The sequence below is a fragment of the Pseudomonas sp. PDM24 genome (assembly GCF_019218905.1).
GTDB lineage: Bacteria > Pseudomonadota > Gammaproteobacteria > Pseudomonadales > Pseudomonadaceae > Aquipseudomonas.
This window is the reverse complement of record NZ_JAHUWR010000002.1, coordinates 19,804-40,579: the sequence shown is the minus strand read 5'-3', so window position 1 is coordinate 40,579 and position 20,776 is coordinate 19,804. Positions and strand designations below refer to the sequence as shown.

17 protein-coding genes are annotated in these 20,776 nt (G+C 59.9%); 12 read left to right on the top strand and 5 right to left on the bottom strand.

Annotated elements, in window-relative coordinates; translation table 11 throughout:
* Window positions 1-115: 115 nt before the first annotated feature.
* The 4 genes from rsmA to KW837_RS08055 are packed head-to-tail and all read right to left on the bottom strand — an operon-like array spanning window position 116 to window position 6,012.
* The gene (gene rsmA, locus KW837_RS08070; protein ID WP_192344790.1) at window positions 116-934 is read right to left on the bottom strand and encodes a 16S rRNA (adenine(1518)-N(6)/adenine(1519)-N(6))-dimethyltransferase RsmA; all 819 of its coding nucleotides are present in this window, start codon (window positions 932-934) and stop codon (window positions 116-118) included.
* Complete coding sequence (pdxA, locus tag KW837_RS08065; protein ID WP_218395195.1) at window positions 931-1,920, bottom strand: 4-hydroxythreonine-4-phosphate dehydrogenase PdxA; 990 nt, start codon at window positions 1,918-1,920, stop codon at window positions 931-933. Before pdxA ends, rsmA begins: the two co-directional genes overlap by 4 nt.
* Window positions 1,917-3,233 carry a peptidylprolyl isomerase SurA gene (surA, locus tag KW837_RS08060; protein ID WP_192344788.1) on the bottom strand — a complete coding sequence of 439 codons (1,317 nt, stop codon included), beginning with the start codon at window positions 3,231-3,233 and terminating at the stop codon, window positions 1,917-1,919. The genes pdxA and surA overlap by 4 nt, the downstream gene beginning before the upstream one ends.
* Window positions 3,214-6,012 carry an LPS-assembly protein LptD gene (locus KW837_RS08055; RefSeq protein WP_218395194.1) on the bottom strand — a complete coding sequence of 933 codons (2,799 nt, stop codon included), beginning with the start codon at window positions 6,010-6,012 and terminating at the stop codon, window positions 3,214-3,216. Before KW837_RS08055 ends, surA begins: the two co-directional genes overlap by 20 nt.
* Before the next feature lie 130 nt (window positions 6,013-6,142).
* Between KW837_RS08055 and KW837_RS08050 the strand changes: the two genes are divergently transcribed.
* From KW837_RS08050 to KW837_RS08040, 3 genes are read left to right on the top strand one after another with little or no spacing between them, the layout of a single operon-like run.
* Window positions 6,143-7,162: an aminoglycoside phosphotransferase family protein gene (locus KW837_RS08050; protein WP_218395193.1), complete on the top strand. Its 1,020-nt coding sequence runs from the start codon at window positions 6,143-6,145 to the stop codon at window positions 7,160-7,162.
* A complete protein-coding gene (gene murU / locus KW837_RS08045) occupies window positions 7,159-7,830 on the top strand; it encodes an N-acetylmuramate alpha-1-phosphate uridylyltransferase MurU (RefSeq protein WP_218395192.1) in 672 nt (223 codons plus the stop codon). Before KW837_RS08050 ends, murU begins: the two co-directional genes overlap by 4 nt.
* A gap of 1 nt (window position 7,831) precedes the next feature.
* Window positions 7,832-8,599, top strand: a complete 768-nt coding sequence (locus KW837_RS08040) for a TerB family tellurite resistance protein (protein ID WP_218395191.1) — start codon at window positions 7,832-7,834, stop codon at window positions 8,597-8,599.
* 131 nt (window positions 8,600-8,730) lie between these two features.
* On the opposite strand, the gene KW837_RS08035 is transcribed toward KW837_RS08040, so the two are convergent.
* A complete protein-coding gene (locus tag KW837_RS08035; protein WP_218395190.1) occupies window positions 8,731-9,723 on the bottom strand; it encodes an alpha/beta hydrolase family protein in 993 nt (330 codons plus the stop codon).
* 73 nt (window positions 9,724-9,796) lie between these two features.
* On the opposite strand from KW837_RS08035, the gene KW837_RS08030 reads away from it, so the two are divergent.
* The 9 genes from KW837_RS08030 to KW837_RS07990 all read left to right on the top strand — a co-directional run bounded on the left by KW837_RS08030 (window position 9,797) and on the right by KW837_RS07990 (window position 20,715).
* Window positions 9,797-12,190, top strand: a complete 2,394-nt coding sequence (locus tag KW837_RS08030) for a PAS domain S-box protein (RefSeq protein WP_218395189.1) — start codon at window positions 9,797-9,799, stop codon at window positions 12,188-12,190.
* A gap of 104 nt (window positions 12,191-12,294) precedes the next feature.
* The gene (locus tag KW837_RS08025; RefSeq protein WP_003210977.1) at window positions 12,295-12,924 is read left to right on the top strand and encodes a response regulator transcription factor; all 630 of its coding nucleotides are present in this window, start codon (window positions 12,295-12,297) and stop codon (window positions 12,922-12,924) included.
* A 336-nt stretch (window positions 12,925-13,260) separates the two neighbouring features.
* On the top strand, window positions 13,261-14,385 hold the full coding sequence (locus tag KW837_RS08020) for an ABC transporter ATP-binding protein (protein ID WP_123497410.1): 1,125 nt from the start codon (window positions 13,261-13,263) through the stop codon (window positions 14,383-14,385).
* A 48-nt stretch (window positions 14,386-14,433) separates the two neighbouring features.
* On the top strand, window positions 14,434-15,477 hold the full coding sequence (locus KW837_RS08015; RefSeq protein ID WP_218395188.1) for an ABC transporter substrate-binding protein: 1,044 nt from the start codon (window positions 14,434-14,436) through the stop codon (window positions 15,475-15,477).
* A 206-nt stretch (window positions 15,478-15,683) separates the two neighbouring features.
* Entirely contained in the window at window positions 15,684-16,931 is a 1,248-nt protein-coding gene (locus KW837_RS08010) for an ABC transporter permease (RefSeq protein ID WP_123497414.1), read from the top strand.
* Between the two features lie 12 nt (window positions 16,932-16,943).
* Window positions 16,944-17,768, top strand: coding sequence for an ABC transporter permease (locus tag KW837_RS08005; protein WP_192344779.1), 825 nt, complete (start codon window positions 16,944-16,946; stop codon window positions 17,766-17,768).
* A 222-nt stretch (window positions 17,769-17,990) separates the two neighbouring features.
* Entirely contained in the window at window positions 17,991-19,139 is a 1,149-nt protein-coding gene (locus KW837_RS08000) for an iron-containing alcohol dehydrogenase (protein ID WP_218395187.1), read from the top strand.
* An 86-nt stretch (window positions 19,140-19,225) separates the two neighbouring features.
* On the top strand, window positions 19,226-19,900 hold the full coding sequence (gene rpe / locus KW837_RS07995) for a ribulose-phosphate 3-epimerase (RefSeq protein ID WP_007906892.1): 675 nt from the start codon (window positions 19,226-19,228) through the stop codon (window positions 19,898-19,900).
* Window positions 19,897-20,715 carry a phosphoglycolate phosphatase gene (locus KW837_RS07990; protein ID WP_123497418.1) on the top strand — a complete coding sequence of 273 codons (819 nt, stop codon included), beginning with the start codon at window positions 19,897-19,899 and terminating at the stop codon, window positions 20,713-20,715. Before rpe ends, KW837_RS07990 begins: the two co-directional genes overlap by 4 nt.
* The last annotated feature ends 61 nt before the right edge of the window (window positions 20,716-20,776 follow it).

Sequence of the window (20,776 nt, the reverse complement as noted above, 5' to 3'; positions counted from 1 at the left end):
GCAAAAGGCCTTAGAAACGAAGCGGGACGCGGGGCATAGCTGATAGAACTCAGTCTAGGCCAAGTATCGGGTAGTAAACCAGAGTGGCGTCCTACCCGATAGCGCTCATCGCCTTTCAGTCGGTGGCAGGCTTGTGTAGGACTTGTTCGCTGAGCTTGTCGGCCAGACGAACGAAGGCCGCCAGATCGAGCTGCTCGGGGCGTAGGCTGCCATCGACGCCGGAGGCTTCGATTTCAGCGTTGCTCAGCAACAATTTCAGCGTGTTGCGCAGGGTTTTACGGCGCTGGTTGAAGGCTTCGCGCACGACGCGCTCCAGCAGTTTGTGATCTTTGGCTGGATGCGGCAGTACAGCGTGAGGCACCAGGCGCACGATGGCCGAGTCGACTTTCGGCGGCGGATTGAATGCGCCCGGGCCGACGTTGAACAGATGTTCTACCCGGCAATGGTACTGAACCATGATCGACAGGCGACCCCAGTCACCGCCACCAGGCCCCGCCGCCAGACGCTCGACCACTTCTTTTTGCAGCATGAAGTGCATGTCACGAATCAGGCTTGCGTTGTGCAGCAGATGAAAAATCAGCGGCGTAGAGATGTTGTACGGCAGGTTGCCGACCACTCGCAGGCTGTTCGGCGCGGCGTTCAGGCTGTTGAAGTCGAACTTCAGCGCATCACCCTGATGCAGGTGGAAATTGCTCTTGCTGGCGAACTGCTGGTTGAGGATCGGGATCAGGTCCTTGTCCAGCTCCACCACGTCCAGTTGGGCGCCACTGTTGAGCAGGCCTTCGGTCAATGCGCCTTGGCCCGGGCCGATTTCCAACAGACGGTCTTCGGGTTTGGCGTGAATGGAACGCAGGATGCGATCGATAACGCCGGCATCGTGCAGGAAGTTCTGGCCGAAGCGCTTGCGCGCCCGGTGTTGGTAATGCTCGGTCATAAACGGGTCTCGGCCATCTGATAGGCGGTTTCCAGGGCGACTTGCAGGCTGCCGGTATCAATTTTGCCGCTGCCGGCCAGATCCAGGGCGGTGCCATGGTCGACCGAAGTGCGGATGATCGGCAAGCCAAGGGTCACGTTGACTGCCGCGCCGAAGCCTTTGTATTTCAGCACGGGCAGGCCCTGGTCGTGGTACATCGCCAGCACCGCGTCGCAGTGCTCCAGATATTTGGGGGTAAACAGAGTGTCGGCGGGCAGGGGGCCGCGAAGGTCCATGCCCTCGCCGCGCAGGCGCTCTAATGTAGGTTCGATGATGTCGATTTCTTCATGGCCCAAGTGACCGCCTTCACCGGCGTGCGGGTTGAGACCGCAAACCAGGATGCGTGGCTGGGCGATGCCGAATTTTTCTTGCAGGTCGGCGTACAGGATCCGCGTGACCCGCTCCAGACGCTCCGGCGTGATTGCGTCGGCAATCTCGCGAAGGGGCAGGTGAGTAGTAACCAGCGCTACGCGCAAGCCGCGGGTGGCGAGCATCATCACCACTTGCGCGGTATGAGTCAGGTCAGCGAGAAATTCCGTGTGCCCGGAAAAGGCGATTCCGGATTCATTGATCACGCCTTTGTGCACTGGGGCGGTGATCATGCCGGCGAAATGCCCGTCCAGGCAGCCCTGGCCAGCACGCGTCAGGGTTTCCAGAACGAAAGCCGCATTGGCTTTGTCCAGTTGCCCGGCGATGACCTTGGTGTTAAGCGGCGTATCCCACACATACAGGCTGTTGGCCGGTGCGGGAGCATCCGGCCAGCTGTCCGGCGTTACCGACAGCAGATCAACAACCACGCCCAACTGCGCGGCCCGCTCGATGAGCAGGTCGCGGCTGGTAATGGCAATCAGAGGGTGTGGCTGGGCTTGCGAGGCGAGCAGCAGGCACAGGTCGGGACCTATGCCGGCCGGTTCGCCGGGGGTCAACGCGAAACGCTTGGGTTTCACTGCGTTGCCTGGTCTGCACCAGGGAGCTTGATTTCTACATACGCTTCGTCACGGATCTGACGCAGCCAGGTTTGCAGCTCTTCGTCGTATTTGCGGTTACGCAGTACGGTCATCGCTTGTTGTTCACGGGCCTGGGTGGTGCTGTCGGTAGCACGGCGACCAAGGACTTCCAGAACGTGCCAGCCATATTGAGTCTGGAACGGCTTGGACAGCTGACCTTGTGGGGTCTTGGCCATCACTTCGCGGAATTCCGGCACCAGTGCATTCGGGTCGATCCAGTTCAGATCGCCACCGTTGAGGGCGGAACCCGGGTCTTCCGAGAAGCTTTTCGCCAGCTCGCCGAAATCTTCGCCCGCTTCGATACGGGAATAGAGCGAATCAGCCAGAGCCTTGGTTTTTGCTTCGTCGCGGATCGGGCTTGGTTTGACCAGGATGTGACGCACATGCACTTCGTCACGCACCTGGGCTTCGCCGCCACGCTTGTCGAGGATCTTCAAAATGATGAAGCCGCCCGGGGTACGCATAGGCTGGGTAATGTCGCCAACAGCCATGGTGCTCAGCAGGCGATCGAACGGAGGTGGCAGTTGAGCAGCTTTACGCCAGCCCATGTCGCCGCCTTCCAGTGCGGTTTCGCTGGCGGATTTGGCGATTGCCAACTGACCGAAGTCAGCGCCTTGCTTGAGTTGCTGGTAAACCGCGTCGGCTTGTTTGGCTGCATTCTGAATCGCGTCGGAGTTGGCGCTTTCCGGCGTAGGAATCAGGATGTTGGCCAGACGGAACTCTTCGGACAGCTGCATCTTGCCCAGGTCGGACGCCAGGAAGTTCTTCACCTCCTGCTCGGACACCTGGATGCGTTCAGCTACACGGCGCTGACGCACACGGCTGATGATCATTTCGCGGCGGATCTGGTCACGAGCGTCGTCATAAGACAGGCCGTCGCGAGACAAAGCGGAGCGGAATTGTTCAATCGACATGTTGTTGCGCTGGGCAATGGTGCCGACAGCCTGGTTCAGTTCTTCATCGGTAATGCGAATGCCGGAACGCTCGCCGATCTGCAGTTGCAGGTTTTCGACGATCAGACGCTCGAGCACCTGCTGATCCAGCACGCCGGCAGGCGGTACGGCAGCACCGCGTTTGGCGATGGTTTGCTGAACTTCGTGAACACGCTGGTCCAGTTGGCTCTGCATGACCACGTCATTGTCGACGATAGCCACCACTTTATCGATGGACTGTACCGCGGCGTTGGCCGCGGTACCCAGGAACAGCGCGCCCAGCATCAGCGGGCGCAGACAATCAGAAAGCTTGGTCTTCACGTTCACGATAACCTTGGATGCCTTTGTCGAGGAAGCTCTCTACCTTGGCGCCAGTGAGGCCGCCGAGTCCCTTCAGAACAATTTGGAGGAAGACGCCGTGGTCGCCTTTTTCGTTTTCCGGGGCGTTCTGACTGAACTCGTCATAGCTGACCCAGTAACGGTTGATCAGGCGCAATTTCCAGCAGCAGTTGTCGTATTCGAAACCACCGAAGGCTTCCAGAGTACGGTTGCGGTTGTAGTCATACTGCCAGCGGCTGATGGCGTTCCACTGCGGCACGATCGGCCAGATCACCGAGAAGTCGTGCTGCTTGATCTTGTAGTAGTCCTTCACATAGCCAGGAGTGCCCGGAGTACCGTAGTCACCGCCGCCTACCGACCATTTACCGGTGTTCTGGTCATAACGGACCTGGTCATTGCGATAGCGATAACCGGCGTTGATGACCTTGTTCGGGTTGTCTTCAGGCTGGTAGTGGAACATCGCGCTACCCGAGCGAGGGCTGCGGCTGTCCGGGTCCCAGTTGTAATCGGCGGTGGTGCGCCAATCGCGGTTCCAGCGGTATTCGTATTCCAGCGCATAAGGCGAAACACTGGATTTTGCATCGTCGCGGGTTTTCGCATCGATACCTGGCAACTGTACTTCGCGGTCCTTGAAGTACAAGGCCTGGCCGACGCTGATGCGTTGACGTTCGAAGCCGTTATCTTCAATCCAGCGGTTGGTCACGCCCAGCGACAGCTTGTTCTCGTCGCCGACACGGTCGGAGCCGGAGAAGCGGTTGTCGCGGAACAGCGAGGCGTAGTTGAAGGTGTATTCGCTAGTGTCGAATACCGGAATATCCTTCTGGTCTTCCTCAGGTACATAGAGGTAGAACAGGCGCGGTTCCAGGGTCTGGCGATAGTTTTTGCCGAACCAGGTGGTGTTGCGGTCGAAATACAGACCGCTGTCGATGCTGGCGATTGGCACGCCGCGGTTTTGCGAACTGCCGAACGATTCGCCGAGCGCTGATGCACCATTTCGATTCGTCACTAGATCGTTTTTGCCGGTACCATCAAGATCGAGATCGTATTGGGTGTATTGGTACTTGAGCGATGGCTTGAGGAAACCATAGGTCGCGTTCATTGGCAGGCTGACACCCGGTTTCAGGTTCAGACGGGTGCCATTGGCTCGGGCAAGGCCTGCAACGTTGTTATCAAGACGCGATTCGACCGTGCCGTCTTCGTTTACGAAGTCGCCATTCTCCAAGTCACGCTCAAACCGCACGACTTCCGTCTCGTAATCGAAGTTCAAACCTTCCGGATGATACGGCAGCTGCCCATTGAAGGTGATCTGCGGCAAACGATCATAAGGCGTGATGTTCGAAACGGTCGCCAGCTGATAAGCCTGGGCATTCAAACGAGCGGTGTAGCTGTCGCCACGATAGGTGACAGAACCTTGCTGATTCACGAAATCGGCACTTTTCACACCAATCTGATCAGTCTGCAAATCCTGGAAGTAATACGGATCGCTGATCTTGGTGTAATCGACCTGAGTCAATACGCGCGAGTCCAGGCCACCCTTGTGCTGCCAGTTGTACATGTAGCGGGTTTTTTCGTAGTCAGTCTGCAGCTTGCGATCGTCGTTCTCGTCATTGAGGTACGAGGCGCCGAACTGGCCTTCGCTGGACTTGGTCAGGTAGCGGAACTCGCCTTCCATCAACAGGCCACGCTTGCTCATATAGCGCGGGTACAACGTGGCATCGTAGTTCGGTGCCAGGTTGAAGTAGTACGGAGTGACCAGCAGGAAGCCGGTATCGCTGCCGGTGCCAATGGTCGGTGGCAGGAAGCCGGACTGACGACGGTCGTCGATCGGGAAGTAGATGTACGGCGTGTACAGAACCGGAATGTCCTTGACCCGCAGCGTCACGTTGGTCGCAGTACCGAAACCGGTCGCCGGGTTCAAGGTGATGTTGTTGCCCTTGAGCTGCCAGGCGTTGCTGTCCGGTTCGCACGTGGTGTACGTACCGTCCTTGAGGCGGATGATCGCGTTCTCGGCCCGTTTGGCATATAGCGCGTTACCGCGGATACGCGATTTGTGCATCACGTATTCGGCGTTGTCGACTTTGGCTTCACCCGTGTCGAGCTGCACGTCGGCGTGGTCGCCCACGATCAGTGCGCCGTTGTCGCGAACACGCACGTTGCCGCTCAGTTCGCCACGGCTCTCGGCCTGGTACAGGTTCGCTTCGTCGGCTTCTACCTGCATGCTGCCCTGACGCATAACGACGTCACCGGCCAGAGTAGCGACCTGCTCATCCTGCTTATAGCGAGAGGCTTTGGCACCGAGAAAGGTCGGAGCGTCACTTTTACTCGTCTTGTCATTCATGCCAGGACGAATCGGTTCGATATAGGAACCAGAGCAGTAAGGACCGGTTTCGGCCAATTGCGCTGCGGTGAGCTTCTCGCGCGGAACCCAGTCGAGGTGACTGTAGTCTTCACTACGCGACTTCAAGCCGCGGCCCTTGGACTCCGTAACCAGCACGGGTTTGGCGCCGGTATCTGCGCTGGAGCCGGTGTCTGCCGCAGCTTCGCCAGTGGCGGAAACTGCGCTGCCATCATGGACGGGGCGTGGCGGCAATGCAGCAGCCGGTGCCTTTGGCGCGCAGTCCCAGGCACCCGAAGCAGAGACTGAGCAGTCATACTGTTCCGCGGCGACCACGAACGAAGTGGCTAGAGGTTGCAGGGCCAGCAGACTGCCGGTGACCAACAACGGAAATTTTTTACGAAACGCGGGGGATTTCAATGCCATCTTATTAGTCCGGGCTTCCTGCGTGCCATCTGCCCGCGGTGTGGGCCGCACGCCTCTCGATGGTCTGAAAAAGATGCTGGATAATAAAGCATGACCCGCTTGACGGCTAGCGCCGTCGGAGACCCTTGCAATGCCTGACCAAGATGTACGTTTGCAACACCTGAAAGTTTGGCTCGATGAACAGTTGGCTATCCTCTTTGCAGAACAAGGTTGGGGCACCGTGCCCCCGGCCACGTTGACTGCGGCCAGTAGCGACGCGAGTTTTCGGCGCTATTTCCGCTGGGAAGGCGCAGGCAGAAGTTTCGTCGTGATGGACGCGCCGCCGCCCCAGGAAAACTGCAAACCCTTCGTGGATATCGCTTTTCTGCTGGCGAAATCCGGAATAAACGTGCCGAAAATTTATGCCGAAGACCTCGAACGTGGTTTTCTTTTGCTCAATGACCTGGGCAACAAGACTTATCTGGACGTGATCGACAGCGAAAACGCCGATGATTTGTTCAAGGATGCCCTGCAAGCGCTGTTGGCTTTCCAACAGTTGCCGATGGTGGCGCCGCTGCCGAGTTATGACGTGGCGCTGCTGCGTCGCGAGCTGGAACTGTTCCCCGAGTGGTACGTGAAGCGCGAACTGGGCATCGAGTTCGACTCGGCGCAGCAAACGCTCTGGCAGCAGGTCAGCGACCTGCTGATCGACAGCGCCCTGGCTCAGCCCAAAGTCCTGGTGCATCGCGACTACATGCCGCGCAATCTGATGCTCAGCGAACCGAATCCCGGCGTGCTGGATTTCCAGGACGCGGTCTACGGGCCGGTGACCTATGACGTGACCTGCCTGTTCAAGGATGCCTTCCTCAGTTGGCCTGAGGAGCGCGTGCGTGGCTGGCTGGAGGATTACTGGCAGCAAGCGGGTGCGCTCGACATCCCGGTGCAGCCAGATTTTGAAGACTTCTTGCGCGCCAGCGACCTGATGGGTGTGCAACGGCACCTGAAAGTCATCGGCATTTTCGCCCGTATCTGCCATCGCGACGGCAAGCCGCGCTACCTCGGCGACGTGCCGCGCTTCTTTGCTTATATAGACGCCGTCATCGCCCGTCGCCCTGAACTGGCGGCGCTGGGTGAATTGCTGGCCAGTCTGCGTGCTGGAGCGACTGCATGAAGGCAATGATTCTGGCAGCGGGTAAAGGCGAGCGCATGCGTCCGCTGACCCTGACCACGCCAAAACCGCTGGTTCGCGCCGGCGGAGTGCCCCTGATCGAATATCACCTGCGCGCCTTGGCGACTGCAGGGTTTAGCGAGATCGTGATCAACCATGCCTGGCTCGGTCAGCAGATCGAAGATTATCTGGGCGATGGTTCGCGGTACGGCGTGAGCATCCAGTATTCGGCGGAAGGTGAGCCGCTGGAAACCGGTGGCGGTATTTTCCGTGCGTTGCCGTTGTTGGGAGACGAGGCCTTTGTGGTGGTCAACGGTGACATCTGGACCGACTACGACTTCAGCGTGTTGCATCAGCCCATCGCCGGGCTCGCTCATTTGGTATTGGCGGACAACCCGGCGCATCACCCGAGTGGGGATTTCGCTTTGGTCGATGGCCATGTGCAGGACGGTCGGTCGGATACATCAACCTTGACCTACAGCGGCATCGCTGTGCTGCACCCGCATCTGTTTGACGGGTGCTCGGCCGGCGCCTTCAAACTTGCGCCGCTGCTGCGCAAAGCCATGGCTGACGGGCAAGTGACCGGTGAACGCCTGAATGGGCATTGGGTGGATGTCGGCACCCACGAGCGCCTGGCTGAAGTAGACACTCTGATAGAAGCGAGACGCTGACATGTTGTGGCCAGGGACTCTGATTGGAGCCGGAGCGGGCTTTGCTATAGCCAGCATTCCGGGGGCCATGCTCGGCGCTTTATTGGGACAGGCGCTGGACCGGCGCTTGCACCTGCAAAGCTGGGCGCATTTATGGGAGAAGTTCGGTGGTCGCTCGGTGCTGCGCAACGATGAGCTGCTGTTCGTGTTGCTAGGCCGATTGGCCAAGAGCGATGGGCGGGTAGTGGATGGCCACATTCAGCAGGCGCGGCAGGAAATGCGTTCGCTGGAAATGACCGAGTCGGCGCAACGTCGGGCGATTGCAGCATTCAATCGCGGTAAGTCGGGACACGACCGGTTGCGCGGTTATCTGCGACGCCTGAGTGCTCAACCCCACGCGGCGGAAGGGGTGTTGCGTGCCTGTTGGCGGATGGTCTGGGCGGATGGTCGCGCCGGTAACAATGAGCGAGAGCTGATTGCCCAGTGGGGCAAATGGCTCGGCTGGACGTCGCATCAAGTGCAGGCGCTGGCCAGCGATTACGAGCCACAGAAGCGACCGTTGGTCACCAGCGCGATCACGTATCAGGATGCCTTGCGACTGTTGGGAGTGTCTGCCACGAGTGAGCCGGCACAGATCAAGCACGCCTATCGACGCCTGCTCAGTCGGCATCATCCGGACAAGATTGCCGGCAGCGGTGCGACGGCGTTGCAGGTTCGCGAGGCCACGGACAAGACTCGTGAATTGCACAATGCCTATACGTTGATTCGTGAGCGGCGGGATTTTCGTTAGCCGGGCAGAGTTGTGTTGTCAGTGATTCCGTCTTCGCGGGCAAGCCTCGCTCCTACAAGTTTTATGCGCGCCGGGCGCGACACCTAACCTGTAGGAGCGAGGCTTGCCCGCGAATGGGGCGACTCGGTCTATCAGTCCGCCACAGGCTGCGGATTCAACCACCCACGCACCCGCCGCACCAACTGCTCTTGCTCGGCCTTGGCATTCCCCGGCAAAGCCTTGAGCGACACCTGACTGAACCCCGAAGTTTTCAAGCGCTTGCTGGCCTGCAAACGTTCCAGCGCCGCGTTACGATCCACCGGCTTATCCATATAGAAGATGTCTGCGGCAGGCAGCTTCAAGGTGGGTATGAGCTCAGCCAGTCCCGGTTTTGCTGTAGCAGGCGTCTGGGCGGCAATCATCACGAATTTCTCGACTTGCGATGGCTGCTTCTCGCTCAGATAACGCGCGGCCCAGTAAGCGCCGGTACCATGGCCCACCACGACGATACTGCGAGCGCTTTGCTGTTCGGCGTAGGCGATGGCGGCATCGATGCGCGCGAAGATTCGCTCGGCGTCAGCTTTGGCTTGTTCTTCGGTGGTTTCGACGATGGCCTTGTCGGTTACCTCCGCTTCGCCGCCGGCCGCCTGTTCGATGGGCGCCGCAGTCGTCGCGTCTTTGCTGCCGGCATCAGGCGTTTTGGGCGCTGGCGCCACTTCGACGATACGCGGCGCAATGGCTTCGCTTTGCAGGTCCGGCAAGGTGATACTCAGGCTGCTCCACTCGGCGTCCGGCAATTTACGGCGCAATGGGCTGATCGCTTGCGGCCAGTCAACGGTTTCGCCGGCGCCCGGGATGATAATCACCGCGCCTTTGGGGTCGGCGGTATTGGCCGGTTTCCACAAGGCGAGAAAGCTGTCGGTGCCGGCTTGCAGTTGTTGCTGTTCCTGCGCAGGGATTTTTCTCTCAAGTGCTGCCGCTTCTTCCTGACTACGCTCAAGCAGCGGCTGGCGTTCAACCGGTTTTTCTTCTGCGGGTTGTTCCGCGGCGGCAGGTGCCGGGTCAGCCGCTTCGACGGAAAACGCGCAAGGCAGGATCAACGACAGGCACAATGCTGGCAGTGCCAGGCGGTAGACAGGGGGCATCGGATATTCCAGGCCAGAAGTTATTCCGGCAGCCTAATGGGTTGGTCAGTATTTGTCAGTGTGTGAGACTTCGATGAAGCATTTTCGCTGCCTGTGGGTTATCGGCTGTTTATGGTTTCCCTTGATGGGCTGGGCGGCGCCCGCGCCACCGGCGCACGTCGTGCAGTTGTTGCCAGCGCAACAGCAATGGCTGGCGCAGCATGGCGAGTTGCGGGTCGGCGTGGTGTTGCAAACGCCTTATGCCCAATACGATCGCCGCTTGCAGCGCCTGTCCGGGGTTAACATCGAGCTGATGAAGTGGTTGGCCAAGGCGCTCAAGATCGAACTGAGCTGGCGTAATTATCCCGATCTTGCGCAACTGGAAGCCGCCGCCCGTGAAGGCGACATCGATATCGCGCCAGGCCTGACGCAAACCCCCGTGGGTTTGCGGCTCTGGCAATTTTCCGACCCTTACATGCGGGTGTCGCAACTGGTGGTCAGCGACCAGAAAAGCACCGGTGCGGTAGAACTGGAAAAACTCGACAGCCAGACCCGCGTTGCCGTGCGCATGCCCAGCGTCACCGCCGATTATCTGCGCAGCAATTATCCCCATCTGAACTTGCAGGGCGTGCCTCTGGAGCGCCAGGCGCTGCAACTGTTGTTGAGTCAGCAGGCCGGCTACGCCGTGGTCGATGAAGCTCAGTTCGGGCGTCTGTCTGCCGAGCCCGAGTTCTCCGGGCTGGTGGTGGTGGGCGATATCGGTTTCCCGCAACTGCTGCGAGTGGCCACGCGCCGGGACTGGCCGGAGTTGGCCGGCATCGTCGAAAGCGCGCTGCGGACGATCCCGGCCAAGGATCTGGAGCAATTGCACAATCAATGGGTGCAACCCAAGTATCCGCGGCTGTCCGAGTCGCCGGGTTTCTGGCAAAACCTCTGCCTGCTCTTGGTGGTGTTGCTGCTGAGCAGCATGGCCATTGTGTTCTGGCAGCGCCGTCAGCAACACAGTCTGGAGCAACGATTGCTGGCGGCGCGCGAAGACATTGCCCTGCGCGAGGCCAGCGAAGAGGCCTTGCGCCTCACGCAGTTTTCCATCGATCAGAGCACCGTCGGCATCCTCTGGGTCAACTGGGACAGCCATGTGCGCTATGCCAACCGGGCGGCTGAAACCATGCTTGGCTACCCGGTGGGCGGGATCATTGATCGGCCATTGATCGACTTCGAGCCCGGCTTGCACATGGACCGCTGGCTGAGCCTGTGGAAACGCGCCCGGACCAGTGACGAAGCGCCGCAAAGTTTCGAGACCCATTGCGTGCGAGCGGACGGCAGTATCCTGCCGGCGGATGTTTCGTTGAGCTTCTTGCGTTTTCGCGATGGCGAATACCTGGTGGTTTACCTCAATGACGTCACCGAGCGTCGTCGCGCCCTGGCCGCGTTGCAGGAAAGCGAAGCGCGCCTGCAAGGGATCGCCGCCAACGTCCCCGGCCTGGTCTTTCGTCTGGAGCGCGCGCCGGTGACCGGGCGGATCGACTTTGCCTACATCAGTGAAGGCAGCGAGAGCCTGGTGGGCTACTCGCCCGCGACGCTGGCCCATCGCGACAAAGGCCTGCGCAGTCTGGTGCATCCGGACGACAGGGCCAGTTATCACCAGACTCAGGATCACGCGCTGGACACCGACAGTGACTGGTCGTGGCAGGGCCGGATTCTGACCCGTCAGGGCGAGCAGCGCTGGGCCGAGATCAAGGCCATCACTCGCCGCCTCGATGACGGCGCCTATGTCTGGGACGGGATCGTCTGGGACATCACCGAGAGCAAGCGCATCGAACTGGAACTGGCCAGCTCCCGCGAGCAACTGCGCGAGTTGTCCGCCCACCTGGAGAGCGTTCGGGAAGAGGAAAAGGCCCGCATCGCCCGGGAAGTCCACGACGAATTGGGTCAGATGCTGACCGTGTTGAAGCTGGAAACGTCCATGTGCGAATTGGCCTACGCCCAGCTCGATCCGGGTCTGCACGAGCGCTTGAACAGCATGAAGCGGCTGATTGCTCAGCTGTTTCAACTGGTGCGCGATGTGGCCACGGCGCTACGGCCGCCGATTCTCGATGCCGGGATTGCCTCGGCCATTGAATGGCAGGCCCGGCGGTTCGAGGCACGCACGCAGATCCCGTGCCTGGTACAAGTGCCGGATAACCTGCCGGTGCTCAGCGATGCCAAGGCCATCGGGCTGTTCCGGATCCTTCAGGAAGCGCTGACCAATGTCATGCGCCACGCCCAGGCGCATACTGTTGAACTGACGCTGGCCCTTGAGGGCGATGAACTCTGCCTGACTGTCAGCGATGATGGCGTAGGATTTGTCGCCGCCACTGGCAGGCCGACATCCTTTGGAGTGGTCGGCATGCGTGAGCGGGTGTTGATCATGGGCGGGCAGTTGTCGCTTGAGAGTGAGCCGGGGGAGGGTACGACCCTGAGCGTGCGAGTGCCGTTGGACCCCTAAAAGATCGCAGCCTTCGGCAGCTCCTACGCCGAACGCGTACCCCTGTAGGAGCTGCCGAAGGCTGCGATCTTTTCGGCGACAAGGCAATTTTTGAGGAGAGGCAAGTGATCCGTGTACTGGTAGCCGAAGACCACACCATCGTTCGCGAAGGCATCAAGCAATTGATCGGCCTGGCCAAGGACTTGCTGGTGGTAGGGGAGGCGAGCAATGGCGAGCAGTTGCTCGAGACCTTGCGCCATGTTCCGTGCGAAGTGGTGTTGCTGGATATCTCCATGCCCGGGGTCAACGGCCTGGAAGCGATTCCGCGGATTCGCGCCTTGAACAATCCCCCGGCGATCCTGGTGTTGTCGATGCACGACGAAGCACAAATGGCCGCCCGGGCGTTGAAGGTCGGCGCTGCAGGTTATGCGACCAAGGACAGCGATCCGGCATTGCTGCTGACGGCAATCCGCAAAGTCGCGGCGGGTGGGCGATACATCGACCCGGACCTGGCTGACCGGATGGTCTTCGAAGTCGGCCTGACGGATTCGCGGCCGTTGCACTCATTGCTGTCGGAGCGTGAGTTCTCGGTATTCGAACGCTTGGCCCAAGGCGCCAACGTCAACGACATCGCCCAACAACTGGCCCTCAGTAGCAAAACCATCAGCACCCACAAAGCGCGACTGATGCAGAAACTCAACATCACCTCCCTGGCCGAACTGGTGAAGTACGCGATGGAACACAAGCTCCTCTGATTTTGAACGCGATCCCCCGTAGGAGCGAGGCTTGCCCGCGAAGCTTTTAGCGCACTTGAGGACGCCTTCGCGGGCAAGCCTCGCTCCTACGGGATCGTTGAGGCATGTCCATTTGCGACATGCACACAAAGCCGCTTTTGCCTGATCTTGCGGCTTGCAGATCACCGCTTGTCGCGATCGCGAATCGACATATCCATCCCCGCCATCCTTGTAGGGCAATCCCTACCCCCAATCTTCCATCCGGCTGAGGCGATTCTCTCCTGCGCCCCGATTTGCGCCCCTCCCAGCGTCCACTAGGCTTAGTCCACAGCAGTCATCAATAACAAAGGTGTGGGTATGAGCCAGGTTGATTCAAGCGCAGGGGCCAGCGATATTCTGGTCAGCTTTCGTGGAGTGCAAAAGAGCTACGACGGCGAGAACCTGATCGTCAAAGACCTCAACCTGGATATTCGCAAAGGCGAATTCCTCACCTTGCTCGGGCCGTCCGGCTCCGGCAAGACCACCAGTCTGATGATGCTCGCCGGTTTCGAAACGCCGACCGCCGGCGAAATTCAACTGGCCGGGCGCTCCATCAACAACGTGCCGCCGCATAAACGCGACATCGGCATGGTGTTCCAGAACTACGCGTTGTTCCCGCACATGACGGTCGCCGAGAACCTGGCGTTCCCGCTGACCGTGCGCGGTTTGAACAAGAATGATGTCAGTGACCGGGTCAAACGTGTTTTGAGCATGGTTCAGCTCGACACCTTCGCCCAGCGTTATCCGGCGCAACTGTCCGGCGGCCAGCAACAGCGTGTGGCCTTGGCCCGTGCGTTGGTGTTCGAACCGCAACTGGTGCTGATGGATGAACCTCTCGGTGCACTGGACAAACAACTGCGCGAACACATGCAGATGGAAATCAAACACCTGCACCAGCGCCTGGGTGTGACCGTGGTCTACGTGACCCACGACCAGGGCGAAGCCCTCACCATGTCTGACCGTGTGGCGGTGTTCCACCAGGGCGAGATCCAGCAGATCGCACCACCGCGCTCCCTCTATGAAGAACCGAAAAACACCTTCGTCGCCAACTTCATCGGCGAGAACAACCGTCTCAATGGTCGCTTGCACAGCCACACCGGTGACCGTTGTGTCGTCGAACTCGGTCGCGGTGAAAAGGTTGAAGCCCTGGCGGTCAATGTCGGCAAGACCGGCGACCCCGTCACCCTGTCGATTCGCCCGGAACGCGTGAGTCTCAATGGTTCGAGCGAATCCTGCGTCAACCGCTTCTCGGGGCGGGTGGCGGAATTCATCTATCTGGGCGACCACGTCCGGGTTCGTCTGGAAGTCTGCGGCAAGACCGACTTCTTCGTGAAACAACCGATTGCCGAGCTCGATCCCGCGCTCGCTGTCGGCGACGTGGTACCGCTTGGCTGGCAGGTCGAACACGTTCGCGCGCTCGACCCACTTTTAGAGGCGCATTGATCGCCCCGGCTACACCAACACCAACCCTGCACGTGGAGAGAACAATAAATGTTGAGATCCCTGAAATTCACCGCCCTGGTCGTGGGCATGATGGGTGCGGCACACGCGATGGCGGCGGGCCCGGACCTGACCGTGGTGTCCTTTGGCGGGGCGAACAAGGCGGCGCAGGTCAAAGCCTTCTACGCACCGTGGGAAGCGGCGGGCAACGGCAAGATCGTGGCGGGCGAGTACAACGGCGAGATGGCCAAGGTCAAAGCCATGGTCGACACCAAGAGCGTGTCCTGGGACCTGGTGGAAGTTGAATCGCCGGAACTGTCCCGTGGTTGCGATGAAGACATGTTCGAGCAACTCGACCCTGCGCTGTTCGGCAAAACCGAAGACTACGTCAAAGGCGCTATCCAGCCGTGCGGCGTGGGCTTCTTCGTGTGGTCGACCGTGCTGGCCTACAACGCTGACAAGCTGGCATCCGCACCGACCAGTTGGGTCGATTTCTGGGACACCAAGAAATTCCCGGGCAAGCGCGGCTTGCGTAAAGGCGCCAAGTACACCCTGGAATTCGCACTGATGGCTGACGGCGTTGCGCCGAAAGACGTCTACAAAGTACTGGCCGGCAAGGATGGTCAGGACCGTGCGTTCAAGAAACTCGATGAGCTCAAACCAAGCATCCAGTGGTGGGAAGCCGGCGCACAACCGCCGCAATACCTCGCCTCCGGTGACGTGGTCATGAGCTCGGCCTACAACGGCCGGATCGCGGCGGTACAGAAAGAAAGCAACCTGAAAGTGGTGTGGAACGGCGGTATCTACGACTTCGACGCGTGGGCGATTCCAAAAGGTCTGGACAAGACCCGTGCTGAAGCGGCGAAGAAATTCATCGCATTCACCGTGCAACCGCAGCAACAGAAGACCTACTCGGAAAACATCGCCTACGGACCGGCCAACACCAAAGCCGTGCCGTTGCTGGCCAAGGATGTCCTGAAAGACATGCCGACCACCCCGGAAAACATCGCCAACCAGGTGCAGATCGACGTCAGCTTCTGGGCTGACAACGGCGAGCAACTGGAACAGCGCTTCAATTCCTGGGCTGCGAAGTAAGACCACCCCGTGGGCTTACCCACTCCTGTAGGAGCGAGGCTTGCCCGCGAAGCCGTCAGCACATTCAACATCAATGTTGACTGACACGCCGCCTTCGCGGGCAAGCCTCGCTCCTACAGGGGTGATGCATAGTTATCAAGAACAGAGGTGGCCTTGCGGTCACGGAATGCCGCCTCTGTAACGATCAAAGATTTCCGGAGTACGCCATGGCTATCGCCGTTCCCGTGAACGCGGGCACTGACCCCACCTTGAAGCAGCGGCTCAAGCACGCCGAGCGGATCAACCGCTGGAAAGCTCAAGCCTTGATCGCGCCGTTGGTGCTGTTTCTGTTGCTGGTGTTCCTGGTGCCGATCGTGGCGCTGCTCTACAAAAGCGTCGGTAACCCCGAAGTGGTTGGCGCCATGCCGCGCACCGTGGCAGCCATCGCCAGCTGGGATGGCCGAGGCCTGCCGGCAGAGCCTGTGTACAAGGCCGCCAGCGAAGACCTCGCCGAAGCCCGCAAGAATCAGACCTTGGGTGACTTGTCCAAGCGCTTGAACATGGAGTTGGCCGGCTACCGCAGCCTGCTGACCAAAACCGCACGCGCCTTGCCGTTCGCCACCGAGCCGACTTCCTATAAGGAAGCGCTCGAAGCGCTGGACGAGCGTTGGGGTGATCCGGCCTATTGGCAGGTCGTGCGCCGCAATACCAGTAATGTGACGCCTTATTACCTGCTGGCCGCTGTCGATCATCGTATCGACGACCTCGGTGAGCTGGCCCCGGCCACCCCCGATCAGGCGATCTACCTCGATATCTTTGCCCGGACCTTCTGGATGGGCCTGATCATCACCGTGATCTGCCTGGTGCTGGCCTATCCACTGGCCTACCTGCTGGCGAATCTGCCATCGCGGCAAAGCAACCTGTTGATGATTCTGGTGCTGTTGCCGTTCTGGACCTCGATTCTGGTGCGGGTCGCTGCGTGGATCGTGTTGCTACAGTCGGGCGGTTTGATCAACAGCGGGCTGATGGCCATGGGCATTATCGATAAGCCGCTGGAGCTGGTGTTCAACCGCACCGGGGTTTACATCTCGATGGTGCACATCCTGCTGCCATTCATGATTCTGCCGATCTACAGCGTAATGAAAGGCATCTCGCCGACTTACATGCGTGCGGCGATTTCCCTCGGCTGCCACCCGTTCGCCAGTTTCTGGCGGGTGTATTTCCCGCAAACCTATGCCGGTGTCGGCGCCGGTTGCCTGTTGGTGTTCATCCTCGCCATCGGCTACTACATCACCCCGGCGTTGCTGGGCAGCCCGAACGATCAGATGGTCAGTTATTTCGTCGCCTTCTACACCAACACCAGCATCAACTGGGGCATGGCGACCGCGCTCGGTGGGCTGTTGCTGCTGGCGACCGTGGTGCTTTATCTGATTTACAGCCGGCTGGTGGGCGCCAGTCGCCTGCGCCTGAGCTAAGGGGAGAATGAAATGCTGAGTCCTTACATGTCGCCCATCGAACGGGTGTGGTTCTACAGCTTGCGGATTCTCTGCGGCTTGATTTTGTTGTTCCTGATCCTGCCGGTGCTGGTGATCATTCCGCTGTCGTTCAACTCCGGGAGCTTTCTGGTCTATCCGCTGCAAGGCTTCTCACTGCACTGGTACCAGGACTTCTTTGCTTCGGCGGAATGGATGCGTTCGTTGAAGAACAGCATGATCGTGGCTCCGGCGGCGACCGTGCTGGCGATGATCTTCGGTACGCTGGCAGCGATCGGCCTGACCCGGGGCGATTTCCCGGGCAAACCGCTGGTGATGGCGCTGGTGATTTCGCCAATGGTGGTGCCGGTAGTGATCATTGGTGTGGCCAGTTACCTGACCTTTGCCCCACTGGGATTTGGCAACAGCTATATCTCGCTGATCGTCGTGCACGCCGTCTTGGGTGTGCCGTTTGTGATCATCACGGTATCGGCGACGTTGCAGGGGTTTAACCAGAACCTGGTACGGGCCGCTGCAAGCCTGGGGGCTTCGCCGCTGACCGCGTTCCGTCGGGTGACCTTGCCGTTGATTGCGCCGGGCGTGATTTCCGGTGCGCTGTTTGCCTTCGCCACCTCATTCGATGAAGTGGTGGTGACGCTGTTCCTTGCTGGTCCCGAACAAGCGACCTTGCCTCGGCAGATGTTCAGCGGCATCCGCGAAAACCTCAGCCCGACGATTGCCGCTGCCGCGACGCTGCTGATTGCGTTCTCGGTGGTCCTGTTGCTGACACTGGAATGGCTGCGTGGGCGTAGCGAAAAACTTCGCACCGCCCAGGTCTGAAATTACACACAGCTAAAAATGTGGGAGCGGGCTTGCTCGCGAAGGCGGTGGAACATTCGACATGCACGTCGGCTGACACTCCGCCTTCGCGAGCAAGCCCGCTCCCACAGTTGATCTGTGTGGTTTTCAGGATCGGCGGTCATTCACCAACTTAATAGCAGACAACCCCCAATCCCCAGCTACTATTGTGCCCAGCTCCCCTATCTATAAGAGGCTGCGCACATGAGTCTTTCCTCTTTCAAAATCGCTCACAAACTGATCACTGGCGCAGGTGCCATCGAGCAACTGGCGGCTGAGCTCACACGTCTGGACATCGATAACCCGCTGATCGTTACCGACGCCGCTCTGGTCAAGTCCGGCACGGTAGAGCTGGCGCTGGCGCAGCTGGGCGAGCGCAGTTACGAGATTTTCGACCGGGTGCTGCCGGATCCGGAAATCGCCATCGTCGAAGATTGCATGCGGGTTTACCGTGAAGGCGGGCATGACGGATTGATTGGTCTCGGTGGCGGCAGTGCCATCGACATCGCCAAGAGTGTTGCCGCTTATGCCGGTTACCACGGCGCCCTGGAGGACTTGTTCGGCGTCGATCAGGTGCCGCGCAAAGGCCCGCCGCTGATTGCTATCCCGACCACTGCCGGCACCGGTTCGGAAGTGACCAACGTGGCCATCCTCTCCGACAAGATCGCGCAACTGAAGAAAGGTATTGTCAGCGATTACCTGTTACCGGACGTGGCACTGATCAGCCCGCAAATGACCCTGACCTGCCCGCGCAGTGTCACCGCTGCCAGTGGCATCGATGCGCTGGTGCACGCCATCGAGTCCTACTTGTCGCTCAATGCTTCGCCGATCACCGATGCCCTGGCTATTGGCGCGATCAAACTGATTACCAAAGCACTGCCCAAGGCCTACGCCAATCCATCCCATCTGCAAGCCCGCGAAGACATGGCCACCGCCAGCCTGATGGCCGGCATGGCGTTCGGCAATGCCGGGGTCGGCGCGGTGCATGCGTTGGCGTATCCACTGGGCGGGCGTTTCAACATTGCCCATGGCGTCAGCAATGCCTTGCTGCTGCCGTATGTCATGACCTGGAACAAGATGGCTTGCGTGGAGCGCATGCAGGATATTGCCGAGGCCATGGGGGTGAAGACCGCTCATCTGAGCGCCAACGAAGCGGCGGACAAAGCCGTGGAGGCGATGACCGAGCTGTGTGCAGCGGTAGAAATCCCGCTGGGCCTGCGCAGTTTCGGGGTGCCTGAGGATGCGATCCCGGCCATGGCCGTGGAAGCCGCCGGGATTGAGCGCCTGATGCGTAACAATCCGCGCAAGTTGAGTACCGTCGATATCGAGAAGATCTACCGAGCGGCCTATTAGTACCCAATCATCGCAGCACGGTGCGCGCGTCAAAGCATGAGGTATACAATGCGCGCCATCGTGATTCTGCTCAAAAAAGGTGCGTCATGCAGCCCTTCGTCATTGCTCCGTCGATTCTCTCCGCCGACTTCGCCCGCCTGGGCGAGGAAGTGGACAACGTCCTGGCCGCCGGCGCCGACTTCGTGCACTTCGATGTCATGGACAATCATTACGTGCCCAACCTGACCATCGGCCCGATGGTGTGTGCCGCGCTGCGCAAGTACGGCGTGACCGCGCCGATCGATGCCCACTTGATGGTCAGCCCGGTGGACCGCATCGTCGGTGACTTCATCGAAGCCGGTGCGACCTACATTACTTTCCACCCGGAAGCCACGCAGCACGTCGACCGTTCCCTGCAACTGATCCGCGAGGGCGGCTGCAAGGCGGGCCTGGTGTTCAACCCGGCGACCCCGCTGGACGTGCTCAAGTACGTGATGGACAAGGTCGACATGATCCTCTTGATGAGCGTCAACCCAGGCTTCGGCGGACAGAAGTTCATTCCCGGCACCCTCGACAAACTGCGTGAGGCGCGGGCGCTGATCGATGCCTCCGGTCGTGATATCCGCCTGGAAATCGACGGTGGCGTGAACGTGAACAACATTCGCGAAATCGCTGCGGCGGGCGCCGACACCTTCGTGGCCGGTTCGGCGATCTTCAATGCGCCGAACTATCAGGAAGTGATTGAAAAAATGCGCTCCGAACTGGCGCTGGCTCGCCCATGAGTGGCTTTGAGCAGCTGTTCCCCGGGCGTCTGCCGCGGCTGGTGATGTTCGATCTGGATGGCACGCTGGTCGATTCGGTCCCCGACCTCGCGGCGGCCGTGGATAACATGCTGCTCAAACTCGGGCGTCAACCTGCCGGTATCGAACCGGTACGGGAGTGGGTCGGCAACGGCGTGCACATGCTGGTGCGCCGGGCCTTGGCCAACCACATCGACGCCGAGGGTGTCGATGAGGTCGAGGCCGAGCATGCCCTGGAATTGTTCAACGGCTTTTATGAAGATGGTCACGAACTGACGGTGGTTTACCCCGGCGTGCGTGACACCCTCAAGTGGCTGAACAAACAAGGCGTCGAAATGGCGCTGATCACCAACAAGCCGGAACGCTTCGTCGCGCCGCTGCTGGATCAGATGAAGATCGGCCGTTACTTCAAATGGATCATCGGTGGCGACACTCTACCGAATAAGAAACCCGACCCGGCCGCGCTGTTTTTCGTGATGAAAATGGCCAACATTCCAGCGTCCCAATCGTTGTTCGTCGGCGACTCGCGCAGCGACGTGCTGGCGGCGAAAGCGGCGGGGGTCAAATGCGTGGCCCTCAGTTACGGCTATAACCACGGTCGGCCAATCGCCGAAGAATCTCCGGCGCTGGTGATCGATGATCTGCGCAAACTAATTCCCGGTTGCCTGGATCCGGCCGCTGAGATAACGTTGCCCGACGCTGTTCAATCCCCTCCTGGAAACGCCATCGTGGTGGTCACTCGCAAACTCTGGATGAAAGTCATCAAGGCCCTGGCCCGCTGGCGTTGGCGCGCCTGACTTGTTCCTGGCCGGCGTACCGGCGCGTTTGCACACCTGACCGTTAGACCCTCAAGCCACG